Annotated in this window: 2 protein-coding genes; both read right to left on the bottom strand. The window is 46.8% G+C overall.

Translation table 11 applies throughout. The annotated features are described in order from the left end of the window. Positions 1-251: 251 nt before the first annotated feature. Positions 252-8,111 carry a bacillomycin D non-ribosomal peptide synthetase BamC gene (gene bamC / locus OTK50_RS00145; protein ID WP_224224329.1) on the bottom strand — a complete coding sequence of 2,620 codons (7,860 nt, stop codon included), beginning with the start codon at positions 8,109-8,111 and terminating at the stop codon, positions 252-254. A gap of 83 nt (positions 8,112-8,194) precedes the next feature. After that, complete coding sequence (gene bamB / locus OTK50_RS00140; RefSeq protein WP_224224330.1) at positions 8,195-24,286, bottom strand: bacillomycin D non-ribosomal peptide synthetase BamB; 16,092 nt, start codon at positions 24,284-24,286, stop codon at positions 8,195-8,197. Positions 24,287-24,297 lie beyond the last annotated feature (11 nt).

Here is a 24,297-nt window from a genome sequence, read left to right as displayed (position 1 = left end):
TAAAAAGCAGACTCCGCAGTGAAGCAACTCAATAATAGAGCTAGTACCTATAAACGTACGCTACACTTTTTTCTAATAACTTGACATCCTCCTTTTTCCTTAAAATGTATGATGATTTTTTTACCATTTGATGACAACTGGTCGTGGAGAACGGCTCTGGAGTAAGCCTTGCGAATACAGGGGTATGACTCTCGCCTTTTTAATAAAAACGCCGCTGAGTGCCAGGCCAGCGGCGTTTTACACTTGATCATTTACATTTTGTCAAACTTTGCGTCTCCCGCAAACGATCCCATTGACAGTTGTTCTTCAAGAACAAGTCCGTGATAATGCCGTTCTTCAATCCTTTTGATAATAGATCGAATTGTATCCGTATTTTCTTCAATATTGTGAGGGTCAAAGATCGTCACATGGTCTCCTTTTAATTTGTACTCAAGGTAATGCTGTGCGGTTGATTGCTTCCATCCTCTATCGGTCAACTCGCCGCATAGAAAATGATGAATGTTGGCGTTCACCGCGCCGGAATTGATCAGTTTATTGTGATATGTGAGATAGCTTCTGATTTTATCCTTAATGGAAGGAATGGTTAATAATTCTCTATAATAATCCGGAATGATATCCAGATTCCGATGAATGATCTCTTCGGTTTCCTTTTCCGAAATATAATTCACCGATACGGCTCTTTTAGAATCAAGCATCATAATGTCCGATACGATGCGTCCGCGCTTCTCCAAGGCTTTGGCAACCTCAAAAGCCAAATTCGACCCCGAGGAGTAACCAAGTAAAACAAAGGGCCCTTGTTCCTGAATGCCTATCATGCTTTCTGCATACCGGTCTACGATCTCTTGCTCGTAAGACGGCTCTTCTAGGAAATCAGCGGCATAGACGGTGCAGCGGCCGTCAAGTCTTTTCGCCATTTCATTATAAACCAGCCCGTACCCGAATAAAGGCGGGAAACAGAACACAGGGATTGAACCGTTCTGATTCATCTTGACGAAGACGTTATCCGTTCTGGACTCGAAAACTGCCGCTTGTATGGCGCGTGCCATTGTTTCAATGGTAGGGAAATCGTATACGGCTTGATAATGCATTTTGATTCCCATACGGTCGTTGATTTGATGAATAACTTGCAATACTTTGAGCGAATGGCCGCCAACGTCAAAGAAGTTATCTTTAATTCCCGGGTCACTGATAGCTAAAATATTCTTCCATATCTCGGCCAGCTGCTTTTCAATTAACGTTCCGGGCGCTTCGTATTCGATTCCGGTGAGCCTATTTCCCTCAGGAGCCGGCAAAGCTTTTCGATCAATTTTTCCATTTGCGGTTATCGGCATCTTCTCCATTTGGACAAAGTAAGCCGGTATCATATACGCGGGCAGTTTGTTCAGTAAATGACGCTTCAGCTGCGCCGTATTTACTGACCCGTCTCCTGACAAGTAGGCGCACAGCTGCTTTGAGCCCTCTTCTTCAATCGCGATAACGACCGCTTCTTTGACTGCATCGAGTTGTAATAAAGATGCTTCGATCTCGCCGAGTTCTATCCGGTAGCCTCGGATTTTCACTTGATGATCGATTCGTCCCAAATACTCGATATTGCCGTCAGGCAGCCACCGGGCGACATCTCCCGTTTTGTACATTTTTTCGCCTGCGGCAAACGGGTGTTCAACAAATTTCTCAGCCGTTAATTCCGGGCGGTTCAAATATCCTCTGGCCAGTCCCTCTCCTGCCACATAGAGTTCGCCCGGTATGCCCATTACCTGAATGTGCTGATATTCGTCCAAAATATAAGCTTGCAGAGTAGGAATAGGTTGTCCGATGTTGCTTCTGCCCTCGTCGATTTCCCGTTCCGTGATTTCTTTATATGTGACATGAACGGTGGTTTCGGTGATGCCGTACATATTGATTAATTGGGTTAAAGGATATTTAAGCTTCCAGTCTTTCAAGAAGGATGGATTTAACGCCTCTCCGCCAAATATGATTTTTCGGATGTTTAAATTGGATTCGGGATCTGCTCTCTCCTCCTGCATCAGTTGGTAGAAATAACTTGGCGTTTGATTTAAAATGGTCACAGCTTCCGATTTTAACAATTGCAAATACCTTTCCGGGTTTTTTGCTATTTGTTTCGGAACAATCACTAATTTGCCCCCATACAGCAGCGCTCCGTACATTTCCCATACTGAAAAATCAAAGCAGAAGGAATGAAACAAAGTCCAAGTGTCCGATGCATTAAAATCAAAAACATTTTTGTTGTTAAATAACAGACGAACCACGTTTTTATGTTCAATGAGCGTGCCTTTCGGATTCCCCGTTGTTCCTGATGTATAAATAACGTAGGCTAATTGATTTGGCATTACGTTCAGATTGAGATTAGATGCTTCGGCGCCGTATGATGACGGATCGTCAAGAAAGACAGTATGACTTTGATAATCGGTACCTTCCAGAAGATGATGCTGCAATAATAAGATAGAGACGTTAGAATCCTCAAGCATATAATGGATGCGTTCTTTCGGATAATCCGGATCGATCGGTACGTAAACGCCCCCGGCTTTCAAAATAGCAAGGATGCCTATCACCATCTCCGGTGAACGTTCCGCCATAATGCCGACAAGCTCCTCGGCCTGAAGTCCTTTGGCAACCAAGGTTCGGGCCAGCTGATTGGCGCGTTCATTTACTACCTGATACGTCAGCTTCTTATCTTCAAAAACAATCGCCGCTTGCTCCGGCGTTCGCTCCGCTTGTTCTTCAAACAATTGATGAATCGTCTTTTCCTTTGGATACTCAGCCGCTGTATCGTTGAACTTATCTATCAGGAGCGATCGCTCATCCGCTGTTACGATATCAAGGTCTTGAACGCGAATTTCCTGATCGTCCGCCATTTGCTTCATAATTTGCATGAAATGCGTCTGCATCCGTTCGACACTTGCTTGGTCATAAACATCGCGATTGTATACAAAACGAATGTCAATTTCTCCATCCGGCATCACTATAAAAGTAAAATCGTAATGAGTATGTTCTTCCATATGAAAATCGAGAATGTCTAATGCGTTGTCATCCTGCTTCATATGTTCTATTTGTTTCTCAACCGGGTAATTCTCAAATACCATAATATGATTGATCAACTGCTGCTTTTGCTCAGTTTGAGCCTGAATGTCATACAACGGAAATGTATCATATTTTTGAGAAGCCAGTGCCCGCTCCTGGTTCATTTTCAATACTTGTGCAGCTGTCATTTCAGACTGCGTATGAATACGTACGGGAATGGTATTGATAAATAAACCGACCATGGTTTCAATTCCCGGAATTTCTGCCGGTCTGCCGGATACGACCGTGCCGAAGACGACATCCTGACTCCCGTTGTATCTTTGCAGCAATAAGCCCCATGCGGTTTGTATCCATGTATTGACGGTGACTTGCTGGCGGCTTGCGGCCCGTTTTATTTCGTCTGTGAGCCGCTTTCCTAAACGAAACTCATGCTCACCTTTTTCGTATCCTTTCGCCTGGCCGGAAGATTGTTCTTGTAACAAAACAGTCTGCCCTTCATAACCTTCTAAATAGTTGCGCCAATAGGCTGACGCCTGCTTGTGATCTTGTTGATCCAGCCATTCGATATATCGGCTGTATGGGGTGACGGCTCCCCGCTTCGGCTGCCTTTGCTCAAGTATTGCATAATAGGTTTCAAACACTTCTTTCGTAACAAGAGGCAAACACCAGCCATCCATTAAAATATGATGAAAGCTCCATATCAACCGCGCTTGGTCTTCCTCTGTCCGCAGGATCGATACGCGCATTAAAGCATCCCGGGTGAGATTGAATCCCCGCGCCTTATCTCTTCTTGCAAAATCGGCAATAAACTCACTGCGCTGATGACTGTTCATGCTGCGAATATCTTCAACGGCCGTTTCAATCGGCTTTTGCCGGAATACAATCTGCAAAGGCTGATCTTTCCATTCTGTATAAAAAAGAGTCCGAAGAATGTCATATTTTTCGGCCAGATGCGCCAAACTCATCTTGAATGCATCGATATCCAAGAAACCTTTCAGATCAAAAGCGGCTTGTTCAAAGTAAGCTTCGGAAGCCGAATCGATCAAGCTGTGGAACAACATTCCTTTCTGCATAGGGGTTAATGGGTATATATTTTCAATGTCACCGAGATGACTCGTTTGCTGCACAAATTGATCCAATTCACCGATCGTTATACCTTTTAACGAAATATCGCTTGGCGTCAGGTGAATTTGATCTTGAGCATCACAATGTGCGATGACTTGCTGCAGGCTGTTTTTCAAGAGATCGGCACAGGCTTCCATTGTTTCTCTTTGATATTGTTTACCGCAATAGCTGATGGCCAGCGACAATCGGCCGTCTGAAATCATGCCGTTGATATCAAGTGTATAGGTCAAGGGACGGTTGTCACTGGCTGTTTTCCCGCTTGAGTAAGGGGATACCTCCATCTTGCCGTTCCGGACATCTTGATCAAATTGACCCAAATAATTGAAACGTATTTCCGGATGTCCGGTCCATTCATGTGCCTTCGGGTGATCGGATAAATATTTGATCAGGCCGTAACTTATTCCTTTTTGGGGGATCTGACGCAAATTTTCTTTCACTGTTTTAATCCGCCCGGGGATATCCTGATCAGCTTTGATTTGAAGCGAAACCGGATATAGGCTTGTGAACCATCCCACCGTACGCGAAATATCGAGATCCGGAATGATAGACTCTCTGCCGTGTCCTTCAAGATCAATGAGAATGTCTTCATATCCGGTCCAACGATGAATAGCAGTTCCCAGACCGGTCAGTAATAAATCGTTCATATCGGTCGAATAAGCCCGGTGAGCGTTTTTTAATAAACGTTCGGTTTCCTCAACGGTCCATTGAACGATGACCGTTTCCTTGTCTTTGGCCAGACCGGTCTCCTGTTCATTGTCCTTTGGCAATGTATGCTGCGGATTATGTTTCTGTCTGAACCAGTATTGATTTTCCGCTTCGAATTCCTGACTTTCTGCATAACGATTCAACTGTTCAGCCCATAACAGGTAAGAGTCCGTTTTCTTCGGAAGCCGGATCGCTTCGCCGTTTTGAAGCTGCTCATAAGCTGCCGCTATATCCTCAAGTAAAATCCTCCACGATACGCCGTCGATGACCAGATGATGAACCGCAATCAGCAAATGATCTCCCTCTTGACACCGGAACAATCCCAGTTTCATGAGCGGTCCTTCGGCTAAATGAATGGATTGCTGAATCTCATTGGAAATGGTTTCTATCGTCTGGGACACATTTTTTTCTTCGCGTAATGAGATCACTTCAAGGCTGAACAGATCACCTTCTTCGATCCCCCGATTTCGGGCTTCATATCCATCTTCTGTCGGAACATAGACCATGCGCAAAGCATCGTGATGCTCTGTGATCTTCTTCATGACGTCCCGAAGCTTTGATTCATCCAGTCCCTCTTTCCAATAAAGCATAACCGCTTGATTATAATGGTGTAATTCCGGGTATTTCTGGTCAAAAAACCAATGCTGAATCGGTGTCAGCAGCGCCCGGCCTTTAATTTCTCCTTGTTCTGCGATTCGGGTTACCGGCTCTACGTATGGAACAAGCTCGGAGATCGTTGGGTATTTAAACAAGTGTTTGATTTCAAACTTATACCCGGCTTGGTATAATCTTGAGGACACTTGAATCGACTTAATGGAATCGCCCCCCAATTCGAAGAAATGATCTGAGATTCCGACCCGTTCTAAGCCTAAGACCGACTCCCACACCGCGGCCAGTATTTTTTCCAGTTCTGTTCGGGGAGCTTCATAGTTCATGCCTGTAAGATTCTCTCTTGGAGAAGGAAGGGATTTACGGTCTATCTTCCCGTTGAAAGTAAGCGGCATCTCTTCCAGCTGAACGAAATACGCAGGTATCATATAGGATGGAAGCTGCCGGGACAGCTCTTCACGGAGCTCGCCTGCAGTTAAAGCATGTTGTGCGGTATAATAGGCGCACAAGGATGTTTCCCCATCGATTTCCCGAGCGATAACGATGGCTTCTTTGATCGCCGGCAGCTGAAAAAAAGCGCCTTCGACTTCGCCGATTTCAATGCGGTAACCGCGGATTTTCACCTGGTGATCAATCCGGCCCAAATACTCGATATTGCCGTCCGGCAGCCATCTTGCCAAGTCTCCCGTCCGGTATATCCGTTCTCCTGATGCAATCGGATGGTTTATAAACTTCTCGGCCGTCAGTTCGGGACGATTCAAGTAGCCCCTTGCAAGCCCATCGCCCGCGATGCACAGTTCTCCCGCCACACCGATCGGCTGCAAATGTTCCAAATCAGCATGTAATATATACAATTGAATGTTGGAAATCGGTTTGCCTATCGGAATCGATGCATATGTTTCTTCCGTCTGGCAATCAAAGTATGATACATCAATTGTTGCCTCAGTCGGTCCGTACAAGTTGATGATTTGAGCCTGGCTCACCGATGTGATGATGCGTTTGAAGCCTGCGACATGTACAGGCTTCAAAGCCTCACCGCTTGCAAACACATGTCTTAATGACGCTAATTTTTGTTTCAACATCCCGCTTGGCTTCTGATCCATGGATTCCAGGAAGGCATGCAGCATCGCCGGTACAAAATGCATTGTGCTGACACCTTTTTGTGCGATTGTATCTAAAATCAGCTCGGGATTCTTTTCTCCTCCGTTTGGCAGCAGAACCAATCTGGAACCTGATATCGTCCACCAGAACAGTTCCCACACTGATACATCAAAGGTGATCGCAGTTTTTTGCAGAATCGCATCCCGTTCATCGAGAGGGTATTTTTCCTGCATCCACACCAGCCGATTGATGACCGACCGGTGCTCAACCATAACCCCTTTCGGCTTGCCGGTTGAACCCGATGTATAAATAACATAGGCCAAATGATTCGGACCAGCAGCCGGCTCTACATTCGACCCGTCTTCACAAAAGTTTTGCGGATCTTTCATATCCAGCACTTTTCCCGTAAAAGGTACTCTCTCTTGCGATTGATTCTGCACGAGTAACAACTTCGTATCCGAATCCTCCAATATGTATCGAACCCGTTCCTCGGGATAGCCCGGGTCAATCGGTACATACGCCCCGCCGGCTTTCAAGATCCCGAAGATCCCTACAATCATATCCAGGGAGCGTTCGGCCATAATCCCGACCGGCTGATCCGGCTGCACGCCTTCAGATTGCAGTGTCCGAGCGAGTTGATTCGCCCTTTCATTCAATTCACGATACGTCAGACGGCTATCCTCGTAGACAACAGCCGTTTGATCAGGGGTACGTTCCGCTTGTTCCTCCAAAAATTGATGAATCGTTTTTTCTCTTGGATACTCTGCAGCCGTTTGATTATAGGCGATGAGTTGATTTGTCTCTGAGTCTGACAGAATATTAAGCTGGCGGATCATAAGGTCGGGTTGGAAAAACAAAATCGAAAAAATCCGGTTTACATGTTCGATCACTTGCATCATATACTGGCGATCATAAGCTTGTTCATTATAAGTTAACTTTAAATGAATCGAATCATTTTCTATGGAAAACTGAAATAATGTATCAGCAGCAGCCGTTTCTATAAAACGAATGGGGTGCAGCTGATCTAGTGATACGATCGTATGGATCATTGGCAAATGATTTGAATCGTAGTTCAGATTTAATGGACCGGCCATTTTATCGAAAGGAACGTGCTGATGTAAGATGGCTCCGTTCAGCGTATGTTTGAATTCATTAAATATGGATTTAAACGTGCTGTCCGCATTTATGTTTTGTTTGATTAACATGACTTGGTCTAAACGAAGGTCTTCATCGGTTTCGTCTTCAAAGGTCGGTACACCTACAATAACGCCCTCTTCCCCCGTATATTTGTACAAAAGACACTCGATTCCGACCAGGAGAACCATATAAACGGCCATTGGCGATTTATTCGTCATCTTCATGATGCGCAGGGATACATCGGAGCTCAATGAACTGTGAATACGGTTGGGTGCACTCGACGCATCATGTTCTATTGTTGAGTCCGACATTTGAAACGAAGGGATTGCACTGGGACGATCTTCCGCATCGAACATGCTGCTCCAGAACAACTCCTGTTGCTTAAATTCTGACATTAATATCCCTCCAGTAAGTTTTAGCCGGCTGACCGCTGTCCCCGTAAAAACACCATGCCGGGGACAGCCGGTACCGGCCGTTTTTAGAAATTCAATTCGATTTCGCTTGCAAAGTGTTCACTTTTGTTTACTTTCTCACTTAATTGAATTTCTTTTAAAGGAATCGATGGGTCTTTTATGATCGCCGACAGAATCATGGCGTAATCCTTGCTCAGCGTAGCGATGGTTTTCTGTTTGAACAGCTTCGTGCAGTACTCAAAGCTTCCTTGTATCTCGTGCGGATTCATCACGAAGGTCAGCTGTAAATCAAATTTGGCCGCCGTATTTGTTTGTTCATATGGTCTGACCGCGAGAGAGTCCAATTCGATATCCGTTTGTTCCGTATTTTGCAGAACAAACATCGTATCGAATAACGGATTCCGGCTTAAGTCCCGTTTCACTCCCAGTTTCTCAACTAATTCTTCAAAAGGATATTCTTGATTTTCATAAGCTTTCAGCATCGTTTCTTTTGTTTCCGTTACATAGTCCATAAAGGTCTTTTCTCCAGCCGGAGCCGTACGGATGGCCAGCGTATTCACAAACATCCCGATAATATGCTGTAAATCTTCATGCATTCTTCCCGCAATAGGCGTACCGACGACGATATCTTCCTGACCGCTGTATTTGGCCAGCAGTATGTTATAGGCTGACAGCAAGATCATGTAAGCGGTCGATCCGGTCAATTCTTCCATCTGTTTTATCCCCTGAACCACAGTCTCATCGAGAGCGAAATTGTATCGCTTGCCTTCAAAGCTTCGAATTCGCGGTCTGGCAAAATCTTTCGGCAGCTCAAATGGCGGGAGTTCCTCATGAAATACATTCAGCCAATAGTTCTCCTGCCTTTTGATGCGTTCCCTCTGCTCCGCCTGCTGCTGCCATACAGTGTAATCTTTGTATTGAACCCGGAGCGGGGTTAATTCTTTGCCGTCATACAATTGAATCAGTTCTTCAACAAAAATATTCATAGAAGCGCCGTCTGAAACGATATGATGCATGTCAAACATGAAAACATATCTGTCCTGTTCTAATTCGATGAGTCCGGCCCGAAGCAATGGAGCCTGACTGAGATCGAAAGGCCGCACGAAATTGCGGAACAGCTCCTCGACCTCTTCATCAGCTGCTTTGTACCTTTCTATAGAGAAATCCGTCTGCGGCTTGATCACCTGCACCAGCTCTCCGCGGACCATTTCAAATCCGGTTCGTAGCGATTCATGGCGCTGGATCAGACTTTGGAACGCAGATTGTAAACGATTCATGTCGATCCTGCCTTCCAATGTCAAAATCCCCGGCATGTTGTAACTTAGTTCTCCGCCTTCAATTTGTGTAGACAGGTAAACCATCTTTTGCACAGAAGATACAGGATAAACATCTTTGGCTTCTGCAACAGGGATTTCATCCGGTCCGCTGGTTTCCGCACCTGCAATGACCCTCGCCATTTCTTCAATCGTCGGGTATTGAAACACTTCTCTCAATGAAATGCTTTTGTCGAATTGCTTATGGATCTTGGTAACGAGCGTCATCCCCCGTAACGAATGCCCGCCGAGATCGAAAAAGTTATCTTTCACACCGACTTGTTCTACCTTCAATACTTCTTTCCAGATGTGAACCAGCTGCTCTTCCGGTCTTGTCCTTGGAGCAACATAGTCAATCCCGGTCTGCAAGCCTGCTTCAGGCAGCGGTAACGCGCTGCGATTCACTTTTCCATTGGAGGTTAACGGCATTTGCTCCAGTTGCATCAGGTATGAAGGAACCATGTAGCCTGGTATTTGATTGGAGAGTTTTTCTTTAAGCTGATTGATCGGCAGTGACTTCTCCCCTGTAAAATAGGCATACAAATCGCTTTGCCCCTCTGCATTTTCTCTGGCCAGAATCACCGCTTCTTGTACATGCTCGATGTTGAGAAAAGCGGCTTCCACCTCGCCAAGTTCGATCCGGTAACCGCGAATTTTGACCTGATGATCCTTTCTTCCGGCATATTCAATGTTTCCATCCGGCAGGTAACGGGCAAGATCGCCTGTTTTATACATCCGCTCTCCGATTACAAACGGATCGTCCACAAACTTTTCACCCGTTAATTCAGGCAAGTTCAGATACCCTCGTCCTACTCCGTCTCCGGCGATGCACAGCTCACCCTTTACACCTATAGGCAGCATCCGATCATGGGAATCAACAATATACACACGGTTGTTGCCCAGCGGTTTGCCGATCGGCACGTAACCGCCGTCGTCAGCGGATGCCAATGTCCCCGGTATGATATGAAAGACCGATGCATCCACACAGGTTTCCGTCGGACCGTATACATTGGTTATGAGCGGCATTGATGACCCGTTCGAAGCAAACAATTCAAGCAATTGCGCCACCGTCGCCTGCGGGAGCGCCTCTCCTCCAATAAGCATGTGCCGGATCGTTACCCCATGAAGGCTGTCTGCAGCGATAAGCAATTGCAAATGTGACGGTGTTCCGTCTGTTACGTCAATGCGGCGGGTGCGATAATAGTTTGACAAGGCATAACCGTCTGATACTGATGCTTTAGGGACGATATACAGTGCATGTCCCCCTAACAGTGCCGCGAAAATTTGCTTGACCGATGCGTCGAAATAGTACGGTGCCAACAGAGACACACGCAATCCCGAATCATAAGCACCGTACACTTGTCCGCGGAGCCCCTCCATCAAATGAAGGACCTGGCGATGCTCAATCAGCGTGCCTTTTGGCTTGCCGGTTGTGCCTGATGTGTAAATCACATACGCCAAGTGATCCGGTCCGGCTGCCGTCACCAGATTCGAGCCGTCCCCGCTGTTCATTCGTTCGTCATTCAGCAGTAAAATCTCTCCGGCAAAGGATACACGATCTTGTAAATGGGGCTGTGCCAGCAGAACCTTTGCTCCTGAATCCTCCAGAATATAGCGGATGCGTTCCTGCGGGCTGTCCGGATCCATCGGCACATACGCGCCCCCGGCTTTCAGGATCGCCATAATCCCCACGATCATTTCCAGAGAACGTTCTGCCAGAATACCCACAGGCTGGTCAGGCTGCACGCCTTCGCTTCTTAAAATCCGCGCCAGGCGGTTGGCCCGCTCATTCAGCTCACGGTATGTGAATCTGCTTTTCTCGTAAACTGCGGCCGTATGTTCCGGCGTGCGCTCCGCCTGCTCCTCGAACAATTGGTGAATTGTTTTGTCCCTTGGGCAGTCTATCGCCGGTTGGCCCCATCTCTCCACAATCTGCTCTTTCTCCTTCGCGGTGATCATCTCCAGCGATGAAAGCGGCGCCTGCGGGTCATTCGCAATCTCCTCGATCAATTGGATGAAGTGCTTTGCCATGCGTTCCGCAGTTTCCTGCTTGTACAGCGCTGACGCGTAACTGATCATACCTGTAATTCCATCTTCGTTTTCTGCCGCTTGGAACGTCAGGTCGAACTTCGCCATCGCATGGTTGTCCGGATAAGGGGTAAAACGCACATCATCTAGGCTCAATTCTCCCCGTTCTGTGTTTTGCCATATGAACATCGTGTCAAACAGCGGATGGCGGCTGAAATCCCGGGACACATTCAGCTTGTCCACCAGTTCGTCGAATGGATACTCCTGGTTTTCGTACGCTTTTAATGTATGCTCTTTGACTTCCTGCACGTATTCCCGGAATGTTTTTTCCCCGACCGGATTCGTTCGTATCGCCAGCGTGCCCACGAACATGCCGATTAAGCTTTCCAAATCCGAATGGGTTCTTCCGGCAATCGGGCTGCCTACTACGATGTCTTCTTGCCTGCTGTATTTGGCAAGCATGGTCGTATAAGCAGCCAGCAGCACCATGTACAGCGTGCTTTCGCTCTTCACCGCCAAGCCTTTCAGCTGTTCCGTCAACTCCGGCCCGATGACAAACTCGATTTGTCCTCCTTCAAAGCTCCGCGCAGCCGGTCTTCCATAGTCGGTTGGCATATCAAGCACCGGAACCTCTCCGCTGAACACATCCAACCAGTACGCTTCCTGTTTCTTCATCCGTTCGCTTTGCATATCCGACAGCTGCCACGCCGCATAATCTTTATACTGAACCCTTAATGGCGGCAATTCTTTTCCTTCATATAATGAAACGAACTCTTCAATCAAATTCTTGATAGATACGCCGTCTGAAATGATATGATGCATGTCAAACAGCAACAAATGGCGGTCTTTTGCAAGCTCGATCAGTCCTACCCGCAACAGCGGCGCTTTCTCCAAGTCAAATGCCCGCACAAACCCATGAACGAGGGCTTCCGCCTGTTCTTCTTTCGCCTGAGTGAATTCCACTGCAAATTGGACGTCGTCATAAATCCGCTGCACCGGTTCTCCATCTATTAGTTCAAAGCCGGTACGCAGCGTTTCATGGCGCTGAATCAGCTTGCGGATCGCCTTCTCGACAAGTTCCCGATCCAGAGCTCCATCGGCTCTCATGACACTCGGCATGTTGTAGCTCAGCTCTCCGCCTTTCAGCTGATTCAAAATGTACAGCCGTTTCTGCGCCGAGGAGACGGCATAGTATTCTTTTGCTTCAACGGTCGGGATAGATGTATATGCCGTGTGTTTCATTCCGGTAATCGTTTCTGCCATTTCTTCAATTGTTGGCGATCGGAACACTTCCCGCAGCGGCAGGCTGACCCCCATCTCTTTGTGCAGCTTCGCCGTCAGAGTCGTTGCCCGCAGCGAGTGACCGCCGATGTCGAAGAAGTTGTCTTTCACGCCGATACGCGGAAGTCCAAGCACCTCTTGCCAGATATGCGCCACCTGCGCTTCCGCCGCTGTACGGGGAGCAACGTATTCGCCCCCCGTTTGCACGCCTCCTTCTGGTGCTGGCAATGCTTTGCGGTCGACTTTTCCGTTTGCCGTGAGCGGAATAGATTCAACAAAAGCCCATTTCACAGGAATCATATAGTCAGGAAGGTTTTTGGCCAGATCTTTCCGTAATGCTGAAGGATCAGTCGCTTTTGAGACGCTGCAGTACGCACACAATTCATTTTCACCCAAAGCGTTTTTTTGAATAAGGACCGCTGCTTCTCTCACCGCCGGGTGATTGGCCAATATGACCTCAACTTCTTTCGGTTCGATCCGGTAGCCCCTTATTTTCGCCTGATCATCAATGCGGCCGAGGTATTCGATTTGCCCGTCCTCACGCAGCCTTGCCAAATCTCCGGTGCGGTACATAACGGCTCCCTCTCTGAACGGATCAGGCAAAAATTTCTCTCCCGTTAAAGCCGGGTTATTCACATAGCCTCTCCCGGTATTTGCTCCGGAAATATACAGTTCTCCCGCAATGCCCAAGGGCTGAAGCTGTTTGTTCTTGTTGATGACATACATATTGTTATGGCATATCGGTTTGCCGATCGGCGGATATTCAGGAATATCATCTCCCGGTTGAATGGTATACGTCGACACTACATGAGTTTCTGACGGACCGTAATGATTGTGCAAATGCAAGCCGTGTGTGCGGAGCACTTGCTGAAATAAACGGGATACTGTTAATTGTTCTCCTGCAGTAATCAAATGCTTCACACAGCGTGGAAATGAATATGCATAGCTCTCTTCGTTAAAAAGCATTTTGGCAAAAGCAGTCGGGAAAAAGACGATGTCCGTCTGATGTTTATTAATAAACGAAAACAGCTGAGCCGCGTCCCGCTTTATTGATTCAGGCACGATGTGGAGTGTGCCGCCGCTGAGCAGGGCTGAAAACAGCTCTTGATAGCAGACGTCAAATGCCGGAGATGCATATTGAAGCACATTGGTTTTGAAATCGATGCCTGAGTTTGTAAATTGGTCATACAGCAAATTGGCCATATTTCTATGTTCAAGCAGCACACCCTTCGGTTTCCCCGTTGTTCCTGATGTATAAATAACGTAAAGCAGATCCTCCGCCGTGTTTATCGTCTGCACATTGCTCCCGTCCGGTTCTGTCTCCGCTTCTTCTATGAATGTGACAATCTGCGTTGCTGCCTCGGGGACTGACCGGTCTTTCTCTGTTACAACATGAGTGCAGCTGCTGTTTTCAATGATATAGCGGATTCGTTCGGCAGGATGGCTCGGATCAATCGGAACAATGGCACCGCCCGCTTTTAAAATGCCTAAAACAGCAACCGCTAATGATGGTGAACGCCCGGCGATCACAGCCACCGGCTCTTGATGCTTCACACCTCGCTTTCGGAGAATCCGCGCCAGTTTATTGGCCGTTTCGTTCAGCTCTTTGTAAGAAATCTCCGCCCCTTCGTATTGAATTGCGATTTCTTGCGGCGTTTGTGCCGCCTGGCGTTCAAACATAGTATGAATCGTTTCGTATTCAGGCTTCTCTGTTCCCCCGGAAAGCGGAGTGAGCAGCTGTTCTTTTTCCTGCTGCGTCAGAAGTTCCATTTCTTCTATTTTGACAGACGGCTGCTGCAAAATTTGGTGAATGAGCTGTTCAAAATGTCCGCGAATCCGCTCTGCCTCTGATTGTCCATATTCATTTTGGTTGAAATCAAAATGAATGGTGAGTTGTTCGCCAGGGATGACAACTACATTAAAATCGTAATGGGTATGTTCTTCTATATGGAAATTCACGATATTTAAATCCGCAGCATCATGACCCTTTTCGACTTGCTGCCCTATCGGATAATTTTCAAAGATCATGATATGATCAATTAAGTTTTGCTTTTGTTCCGTTTGGGCCTGAATTTCGTATAAAGGATAGGTATCGTACGATTGGGAAGCCAGCGCGTTTTGTTGAACCATTTGCATCGTATCAGCAAAAGTGCTGTCCTCATCGCAGCGGATGCGAACCGGAATCGTATTGATGAACAGGCCGATCATCTGTTCCACATCAGGAATTTCCGCCGGCCTTCCCGACACGACACTGCCGAAGACAACGTCTGCGGACCCGCTGTATTTCTGTAATAATACTCCCCATAACGTTTGGATCAACGTATTTAATGTAACCTGATGCTGATTTGCGATCTGCTGTAATTGTTTTGTCTGTTCGTGATCAAATCGACAGATCACATTGGCATAGGCGTATTCTTTTTGTTCATGCTGCGCTATTTTATGAAGAAGCGTGGTTTCACCTTTATATCCTTCAAGATACCCGCTCCAGTACCGCTTTGCCGCTTCCTGATCTTGGCGGCCAAGCCACTCGATATAGTCGCTGTAAGGAGCTGCCGATGGCGGTTCTGGTTCCCTGCCTTCCTGTAAGGCGCGATAATGATCAAACACTTCCTTCGTGATAAGAGACAGGCACCAGCCATCCATCACAATATGATGGAAGCTCCAAATCAAATGATATTTGCGGGCTTCCATCCGGAAAATCGCTATGCGCATCAACGGATCCCGAGCCAAGTCAAATCCTTTTGCCTTATCTTCTCTTTGATAGGCTGCAATTGCATCCTCGCGTAGGTGCCCCTCTATATCACGCAAATCTGTAAAATGAATTTGCGGTGTTTGCGTTTTATAGACAATTTGTAAAGGAGTATCGTTCCAGCCGCTGTAAAAACGGGTTCTGAGCACGGCGTATGTTTCAAATAATCGTTCAAGGCTTGCTTTAAACCAATCAATCTTTAACTCTCCCTGCAAATCGAACGATGCTTGTTCAAAATAAGAACTTGAGGCCTCGTCCAGCAGGCTGTGGAAGAGCATTCCTTTCTGCATCGGAGTGAGCGGATACACGTTTTCAACCTCACCTGCATGCGGCAGTTGAATGAGGAGCTGATCCAATTCGTCAATGGACATGCCCTTTAACAAAATATCGCTTGGTGTCAGTTCCGATTGTTCTTTATGAACGCAATGCGTAATGATGGTCCGCAGGCGGCTTTGAATCGTTTCCGATAACCGCATGATCGTTTCTTTTGCGTACTGTTTGCTGCTGTAGCTGATCGTAAGCTTCAGCCGGCCCTCGGTGATCATTCCGTTTATATTCAATACATACGGTCTTTCTTGATTTTCGCTTGAGTCTGAACCGCAAGAATAAGAAGATAATTGAACCCCATGCTGCTGTAAATCTTGGTCAAACTGTCCAAGGTAGTTAAAGCTGATCTCAGGATTGAGGTTCGATGGCATTCCGCCGCTTAAGTACCTTGCTATTCCATATCCGATCCCTTTATGCGGAATTTGGCGCAATCCTTCTTTGGTCGTCTTGATATAATCAGAGGTTTCTTTGCCCGGCTGCGCGTGCAGCACAACCGGATACAGACTTGTAAACCACCCGACCGTGCGGGAGATATCTATATCTTGTATAACCTGTTCTCGGCCGTGTCCCTCTAAATGAATCGGAATTTGTTCCAGTCCTGACCAATGCGATATGGAAAGACTCAGAGAAGTTAAAAGCAAATCGTTTATTTCCGTGTTATAAGCGCGATTCGCTTGTTTTAATAGCAGCTCCGTTTCCTCTTTCGTCCATTCCACAGTTGCTGTTTCACTGTCTTTTGCAGTTGTATGGGTTTCATGAAAATCTTTAGGCAGCGGTTTGACTTCGGTTTGTTCGATCTTTGTCCAATATTCCTGTTCTTGTTTTATGGTTTCACTTTGCGCGTATTCTGAAAGTCTCTTAGCCCATAATTGGAAAGAGTCTGTTTTTTGCGGCAGTTGAATTACTCGCCCGTTCTCGGCTTGCTTGTAGCCGCTAACGATATCTTCCAGTAAAATGCGCCATGAAATCCCGTCTATAATCAAATGATGGATGGCAATGAGCAGATGATCTCCATTTGCGCATTGAAACAACCCGGCTTTCATTAACGGCCCATCACTTAAACGCATACTGCTTTGTATCTCATCAGCCTTGGCTTCAATTGTACGCCCCGGATCGGGATCTTCTTTCAGATTCAGGACTTCTAAGCGGTACAGTCCGCTTTGGGCGATTTCTTCATTCTGCGCCTCGCAGCCATTTTCCGTAGTCCGGAACGTCATGCGGAGCGCATCGTGATGTTCAGCAAGCTTTTGCAGGGTTTGACGAAGCTGCGTTTCCTGAAAACCTTCCGGCGCATGCAGCATGACGGCTTGATTATAATAATGCTGATCTGTTGTTGTTTGTTCGAAAAACCAATGCTGAATAGGAGTCAGGCTGACTTTTCCTTTGACCTCACCTTGATCGGCTATACGCAGATTCTGCTTGATATGCGGACTCAATTCAGCAATTGTTGCATATTGAAACAAGTCTTTGATTTCCATTTTGTATCCTTGCTGATTTAATCTGGAGGATACTTGAATGGATTTAATGGAATCTCCGCCAAGGTCAAAGAAATTATCAAGAATACTGACGTTTTCAGCGCCTAATACCGATTCCCAGGCAGAAACTAATATTTCTTCAGCTTTTGTTCGGGGAGCTTTATACTCTGCTCTGTCCTGCAGTTCGAAATCCGGAGCCGGCAGCCCTTTTCTGTTTATTTTTCCGTTAGAAGTTAAAGGCATTTCATCAAGCTCGATAAAATAAGCCGGAACCATATAACTTGCAAGGGTTTGAGACAATTGTTTCCGGAGCCGGGCTGCCGTTGTTTGCCCGCCGCTCACGTAATATGCACACAATTGTTTAAACCCGTGGACGTCCTCTCTGGCTGTAACGACAGCTTCCTTGATCGCTTCTTCTTGAAGTAGTGCCGCCTCGATCTCGCCTAATTCGATACGATAGCCTCTGATTTTCACTTGTTCATCTATTCTGCCCGCATATTCAATGTTTCCGTCCGCCAGCCACTTCGCCAAATCTCCGGTCTTATACATCTTCGCTCCGGGTTCAAACGGGTCATCGACAAATTTCTCTGCCGTTAATTCGGGACGGTTCAAATATCCTCTTGCCACACCGGCGCCGCTGATATAGATCTCTCCCGGCACTCCGATCGGCGCGGGTTTCATATTCTCATCAAGAACGTAAATGCTCGTGTTTGCCGCAGCGGTTCCGATCGGTACCGATTCCCGTCTGTCCTTTGCGGCATCGTAACGGTAAATCATGCAGCCGACAACGGTTTCCGTCGGTCCGTACTCATTGCATATTTCAATCCGGCCTTCGAACTGTTCATGAATGCTGCGGGCTAACCGGGTGCTTAAGTTTTCCCCGCCCACAATCATTCTTCTGACAGCCGTTTGATCGGCAATGTTCATTTCTTTCAGAACCTGCAAATGGGCCGGGGTCAATTTAATGATATCCACCCTCGGGTCCCGCACAATCGATTCAAGCAGAGCTGTTTTATCCTCTCCGTCATAGACGATGATTGCATTTCCTGTGACAAGCGGCGTGAAAATAGAAGTCACCGTCAGATCAAAAGAAATTGACGAATATAATGGGAAGTTGGCTTTCTCGCCTTTTACATAAACCTCTTTCGCCCACCAAATATAATTGGTCAAGCCTCCGTGCTCGATTAATACGCCTTTTGGCCGCCCTGTGGAACCTGACGTATAAATGACATATGCCAAATGGCTCGCATCATTTCTCGGAGCAAGGTCAGAGTCATCTTGGTGATAAGAACTTTCATCATCAAGTAAAACCGTGGCGCCTTCATAGGCAAGCTGTTTCCTGACATCCCGCTGCATTAAAACGATTCCGGCTTGGGAGTCATCCAGCATATACCGGATGCGGTCTTGCGGATATTCCGGATCTATAGGGACATAGGCTCCGCCTGATTTTAAAACGGCAAGGATTCCGACCACCGATTCGATGCTGTTTCTTGTGATGATGGCTACAGGCTGATCCGTCTGCACTCCTTTCGCTCTTAACGTTCGCGCCAGTCGGTTGGCCCGCTTATTGAGCTCTCCGTACGTGAGCTGCCTGTCCTTATCAATGACGGCTGCTTGATCGGGCGTACGCTGCGATTGCTCTTCAAATAATTGATGAACCGGCGTCTGCGGGAACGGCGCGGCCGTGTCATTCAGCGTCTGCAGAAGGGTTCTTCTTTCGCCTTCCGTTAACAATTCCGCTTGATCCACCCGGATATCCGCATTTGTCACGACTTGATGCAGGATTTGCATGAAATGTTCCCGAACCCGCTCTATGCTTGCCCGATCATACACATTTGCATTGTATTCAAAAGAGATGTTCATCTCGTCGCCCGGTATAACGGTCAAATTAAAATCGTAGTTGGTCTGTTCTTCCATTTGTACGTTGGAAATTTTGATGGATGTTCCGTTCTGGCGGCCTATACTTTCCATATACTGATCAACCGGATAATTTTCGAATATCATTAAATGTGTAATTAAATCTTGCTTTTGCGTTGTACGCGCTTGAATATCGTACAGCGGGTGTGTCTCAAATTGTTGAGACGCTACAGCCCTTTCCTGCGCCTCTTTCATAAGCTCAGCAAACGTTGTCCCGGCTTCACATCGGAACCGGACGGGAATGGTGTTAATGAATAAGCCGATCATGGTTTCCACGTTTGGAATTCCAGCAGGTCTTCCGGATACAACACTTCCAAACACAACGTCCCGGCTACGGTTATATTTCTGCAGCAAAACCGCCCATGCCGTCTGCAGCAGCGTGTTCAGCGTGACATGATGCTTGCCTGCCGTCCGCTTCATTTTTGAAGTGAGATCGGAGCTTATGTCACACGTCACTTTTTCAGGAACGTATCGTCCGTCTTCCGCTGCATGGTGATCCTTAGGAAGGCCGGTTTGCTCCTCATATCCCTCCAAGTACTGATCCCAATAAGCCGTGGCCTCTTTCGCATCTTGCCGGCCGAGCCATTCAATATATTGACTGTACGGAGTAATTGATGATTGTTCAGGCTGCTTTTGCTGAAGCAAGGCAAAGTAATTCTCGAATATTTCTTTTGTAATCAGCGGCAGGCACCAGCCGTCCATCAAAATATGGTGGAAACTCCAGATAAAACGGTATGTCTTTTCATCCGTACGAAGGATGAATAACCGCATTAACGCGCCTTTTTCTAAGTCGAACCCCCGCATCTTATCTTCTCTGGCATATTCCTGAATCATCGCTTCTTTTTGTGATTCCTTCATCTCTCGTATGTCATTGAATTGAAAACCGATTTTTTTCGTTTTGAATATGATTTGGAGCGGCTGATCCTTCCAGCCTCTGTAAAAATTCGTGCGGAAAATATCATATTTTTGCGATAAGCCGTCCAAGCTTTTTGAAAATGAATCAATCTCCAGGTCTCCATGCAGATCAAACATCGTTTGCTGAAAATAAGCACCTGAATTCGGATCAAATAAGCTGTGAAACAGCATGCCCTTCTGCATCGGCGTTAATGGATAAATATTTTCCGCTTCGCCTAATTCACGCGTCTGCTCCAAAAGCTGTTCCAGTTCGTCGATTGAGATGTCTTTTAACAGGATGTCACTTGGTGTGAGAGAAGTCTGCTGCCGGCTCACGCAATGCGCAATGACTTCTTGCAGACTTTCTTTCAACCCCCGGGCAAATTGCGTCATAGTAGATTTTTCGTATTGTTTGCTGCTGTAGCTCAGTGTCAGTGATAATGTCCCTTCGGCAATCATGCCGTTCAAATCAAGCACGGCCGTTCTCTCTTGGTTTTCGTTCATTGATAACCCTGTGGAAAAAGGCGAGATGCGCAAAGCCTGGTGCTTCAGGTCTTGGTCAAATTGTCCCAAATAGTTAAACGATATCTCCGGATTCAGCTGCAGGCTGTCGGCTTCCGGATGCCCGGATATATATTTGATGATGCTGTAATTCATTCCTTTGTCAGGGATGCGGCGCAGCCCTTCTTTCACGATCTTGATCCGCTGCGACAGGTTTTTTCCGGCTTCCATCCTCAGGACGACAGGGTACTGGCTTGTGAACCATCCTATCGTGCGGGAAATGTCAGCATCCGGAATAATCGGTTCTCTCCCGTGGCCTTCCAAATTCACGACAATGTCTTCCGTGCCTGTCCACTTGTGAACAGCCAGCCCTAACGAAGTCAGCAGCAGATCGTTAATATCCGTGTTGTAGGCTCGGTTCGCATGTTTTAATAATTGCTCCGTTTCCTCTTTTGTCCATTGAATCGTCACTTCTTCGCTGTCTCTTAATAACGATCCTTCGCTGATAGTGTCCTTAGGCAATGGCTGAGGCTTTATACTTGAAAGCTCAGTCCAATACGCAATCTCCTCTTCCATATCGGTTTCCGCCGCATATTTGGACAATTGATCGGCCCAGAATGGAAACGAGTCTGTTTTTTGCGGGAGCTGGATCGTTTGTCCGCGTTCTGCCTGCTCATATCCGCTTGCAAAATCTTCGAGTAAAATACGCCAGGATACTCCGTCAATCAGCAAATGATGAATTGCAATCAGCAAATGATCTCCGTCCGGACATTGGAACAAACCGAGCTTCATCAATGGCCCTTTGTCTAATACCATGCTGCTTTGAATCCCATTCGCTTTATCGGCAATCGCTTGAGCCGGATCGGTTTCCCCTTTATAATTCATCACTTCCAGATGGTATAGTTCACTTTCATCTGTTCCTGTAATTCGCGGAGCGTATCCATCCGGCGTTTTTTCAAAAATCATCCTCAAGGCATCGTGATGCGACGCGATCCGTTCCATCGTCCGGCGAAGCGGGCCCTCTTTAAAGCCTTCCGCCGAATATAACATGACGGCCTGATTGTAATGGTGTGCATGCGGCATTTTTTGCTCAAAAAACCAATGCTGTATCGGGGTCAGCTTGGTTCCGCCATTCACTTCTCCTTGATCAGCCACCCTGCTGACCGGCGCTACAAACTGACTAAGTTCAGCAATCGAGGGGTGTTTAAACAAATGCTTCATATCAACCTTGTATCCGGCTTGATACAATCTGGATGACACCTGAATTGATTTAATCGAATCTCCGCCAAAATCAAAGAAATTATCCAGAATTCCTATACGTTCTGCTCCTAATACTTCTTGCCAGATGGACGCCAGCAGTTCTTCTATTGTGTTCCGCGGGGCTATGTATTCGTATTCCGCCCGCGTATTTTCGTCAGCAGCAGGCAAAGCTTTCAGATCAATCTTCCCATTGGAAGTGAGCGGAATGCGTTCCAAAGGGATAAAGCGGGAGGGAATCATATAATTCGGCAGTTCCCGGGATAAGTCTTCTCTGAACTGCGCAGCGGTCAAAGAAGGCTCGCCGACATAATAGGCATACAATTGCTTGGCCCCGTCTGCGTCTTCCCGCGCGACGACTGCGGCTTCACGAACGTTTTCCAGATTGAACATGGCTGCCTCTACCTCGCCGATCTCAATCCGGTAGCCGCGAATTTTCACTTGATGATCAATCCGCCCTAAATATTCAATCCGTCCATCTGGCAGCCATCTGGCGAGATCCCCTGTCTTATACATCTTTTGGCCAGGGACATGCAGATGCTCCACAAATTTTTCCTCCGTCAATTCAGGCCGATTGAGGTAGCCGCGGGCCACTCCCGCTCCTCCGACATACAGCTCTCCCGGTACGCCGATCGGCTGGATTTGATGGTGCGCTCCTAAAATATAAGCTTGATGGTTGGCCACCGGGCTGCCGATTGTGATCTGTTCATCAGCGGACTGAACAGGGTGAAATGTAGATACCACGCTGTTTTCTGTCGGTCCGTATTCATTATTGATCCGAATGCGAGGCTGCAGAGAATGCAGCTTCTCAACTGTATCTGTTTCCAGCTGCTCACCGCCTACAACAACATGCTGAACATGGATGAAATCCTCTCTGTTCATCTGTTCGATCATCGTTTTCAGAAGACGGGGAGAAGTTGAGAAATGGGTAATTCTTTCTTGTTTTATGGCATTTTGAATGGCGAAAGTTTCTTTATTCTCTTCATTAGGCAAAAGGTGCAAAGTTGCTCCTGAGATGAGCGGGCCGAAGAAGTTTAAAATGAACGCATCAAAAACATACGGGTACAAGACAAGCACGCGATCCGCCGGGGAATGCTTGAAAAACGCCTTCTTCCATTGGAGCGAATTCACAATGCCGCTGTGTTCAACCATGACTCCTTTCGGCTTTCCTGTTGTACCCGACGTATAAATGACATAGGCTAAATGGCTGTGTCCCGCTACTGGTGATAACAATGAGCAATCGGCATGGTATGATGTTTCATCATTCAAATCGATCACCGGGCCGTCAAAGGCGAGACTGTTTTTTAAATGATGCTGAACAAGGAGAACGTCTGCATCCGCATCATGAAGCAAATATTGAAGCCGCTCTTTTGGATATTCAGGATCCAGGGGCACATAAGCGCCCCCTGCCTTCCAAACGGCTATAATGGATACGATCATCTCTAAAGAACGATCAGCGAGAATGGCGACTAACGTATCGGGTTGAACCCCGCAATTACGCAATGTTCTTGCCAAACGGCTCGCCTTCTCATTCAGTTCCCTGTACGTCAAATGGTCGTTTTTAAACTTGACGGCCGCATGTTCAGGCGTTCTTTCTGCCTGCTCTTCAAATAATTGATAGACTGTTCTGCTCCCGGAGAAATCTGCGCCGGTGTCGTTAAAATCAAACAATAGCTTCTGTTTTTCCGCTTCCGGTAAGATCTCTGCCGTATGGATCGCGGCTTGAGGCTGAAACAGGATCACAGACAGCAGCTGATCCAAATGGGATACAATTTGATTGATATAGCGCTCATCGTACAGATTGCCGTTATAAAAAAGCTTCAAATGAATCCCGTTGTTCTCCAAGTCAAAGTGAAACAGCGTATCGGTTGCAGTATCTTCTTTAAATTGCAAGGAATGAATTTCGTTAAGCGAAACGACGGTATGAATCAAAGGCATATGCTCGTCATTGTATTGCACGCTTAGATGCCGGACCATTTTTCTAAACGGCAGGTTTTGATTTTTCAGAGAATCATTAACGGCTTCTTTCAGCTGCCCGAATACGGTTTTAAATGTGCTCTCATTTGAAAGCGTATTTTTTAAGAGGACAATGTTGTTAACGGCTGACTGGCCGGCTTTTTGCTTCGATACCGTTGGAATGCCAAGAATCAGGCTCGTTCGATCCGTATATTTATATAACAAGCATTCAATACCCGCCAATAAAATCAGATAGGCCGCCATATCGGAATGATTCGCCATTGTCATGATTCTTTGAGATACTTCCGGAGATAAGGAACGGCAGATGCATTTTTCCTGGTAGCCGGTACGGGCCAACGACGCTTTATCCACTGCTTTAAAGTAAGGGAATGCGCTTAGGCCGTCTTCTTCATCAAACAGGTTTTCCCAGTACGTTTCTTGAGTTTTAAATACCGACATTGGAGCACCTC

Source organism: Bacillus sp. NEAU-CP5 (genome assembly GCF_026420705.1).
Taxonomy (GTDB): domain Bacteria; phylum Bacillota; class Bacilli; order Bacillales; family Bacillaceae; genus Bacillus; species Bacillus velezensis.
The sequence above is the reverse complement of the archived record's forward strand: the minus strand, read 5'-3'. Positions and strand labels throughout refer to the sequence as shown.

Coding starts and splice junctions, on each gene's coding strand:
- bamC (WP_224224329.1), bottom strand. CDS start 8,111: ATGTCAGAATTTAAGCAACAGGAGTTGTTCTGGAGCAGCATGTTCGAT.
- bamB (WP_224224330.1), bottom strand. CDS start 24,286: ATGTCGGTATTTAAAACTCAAGAAACGTACTGGGAAAACCTGTTTGAT.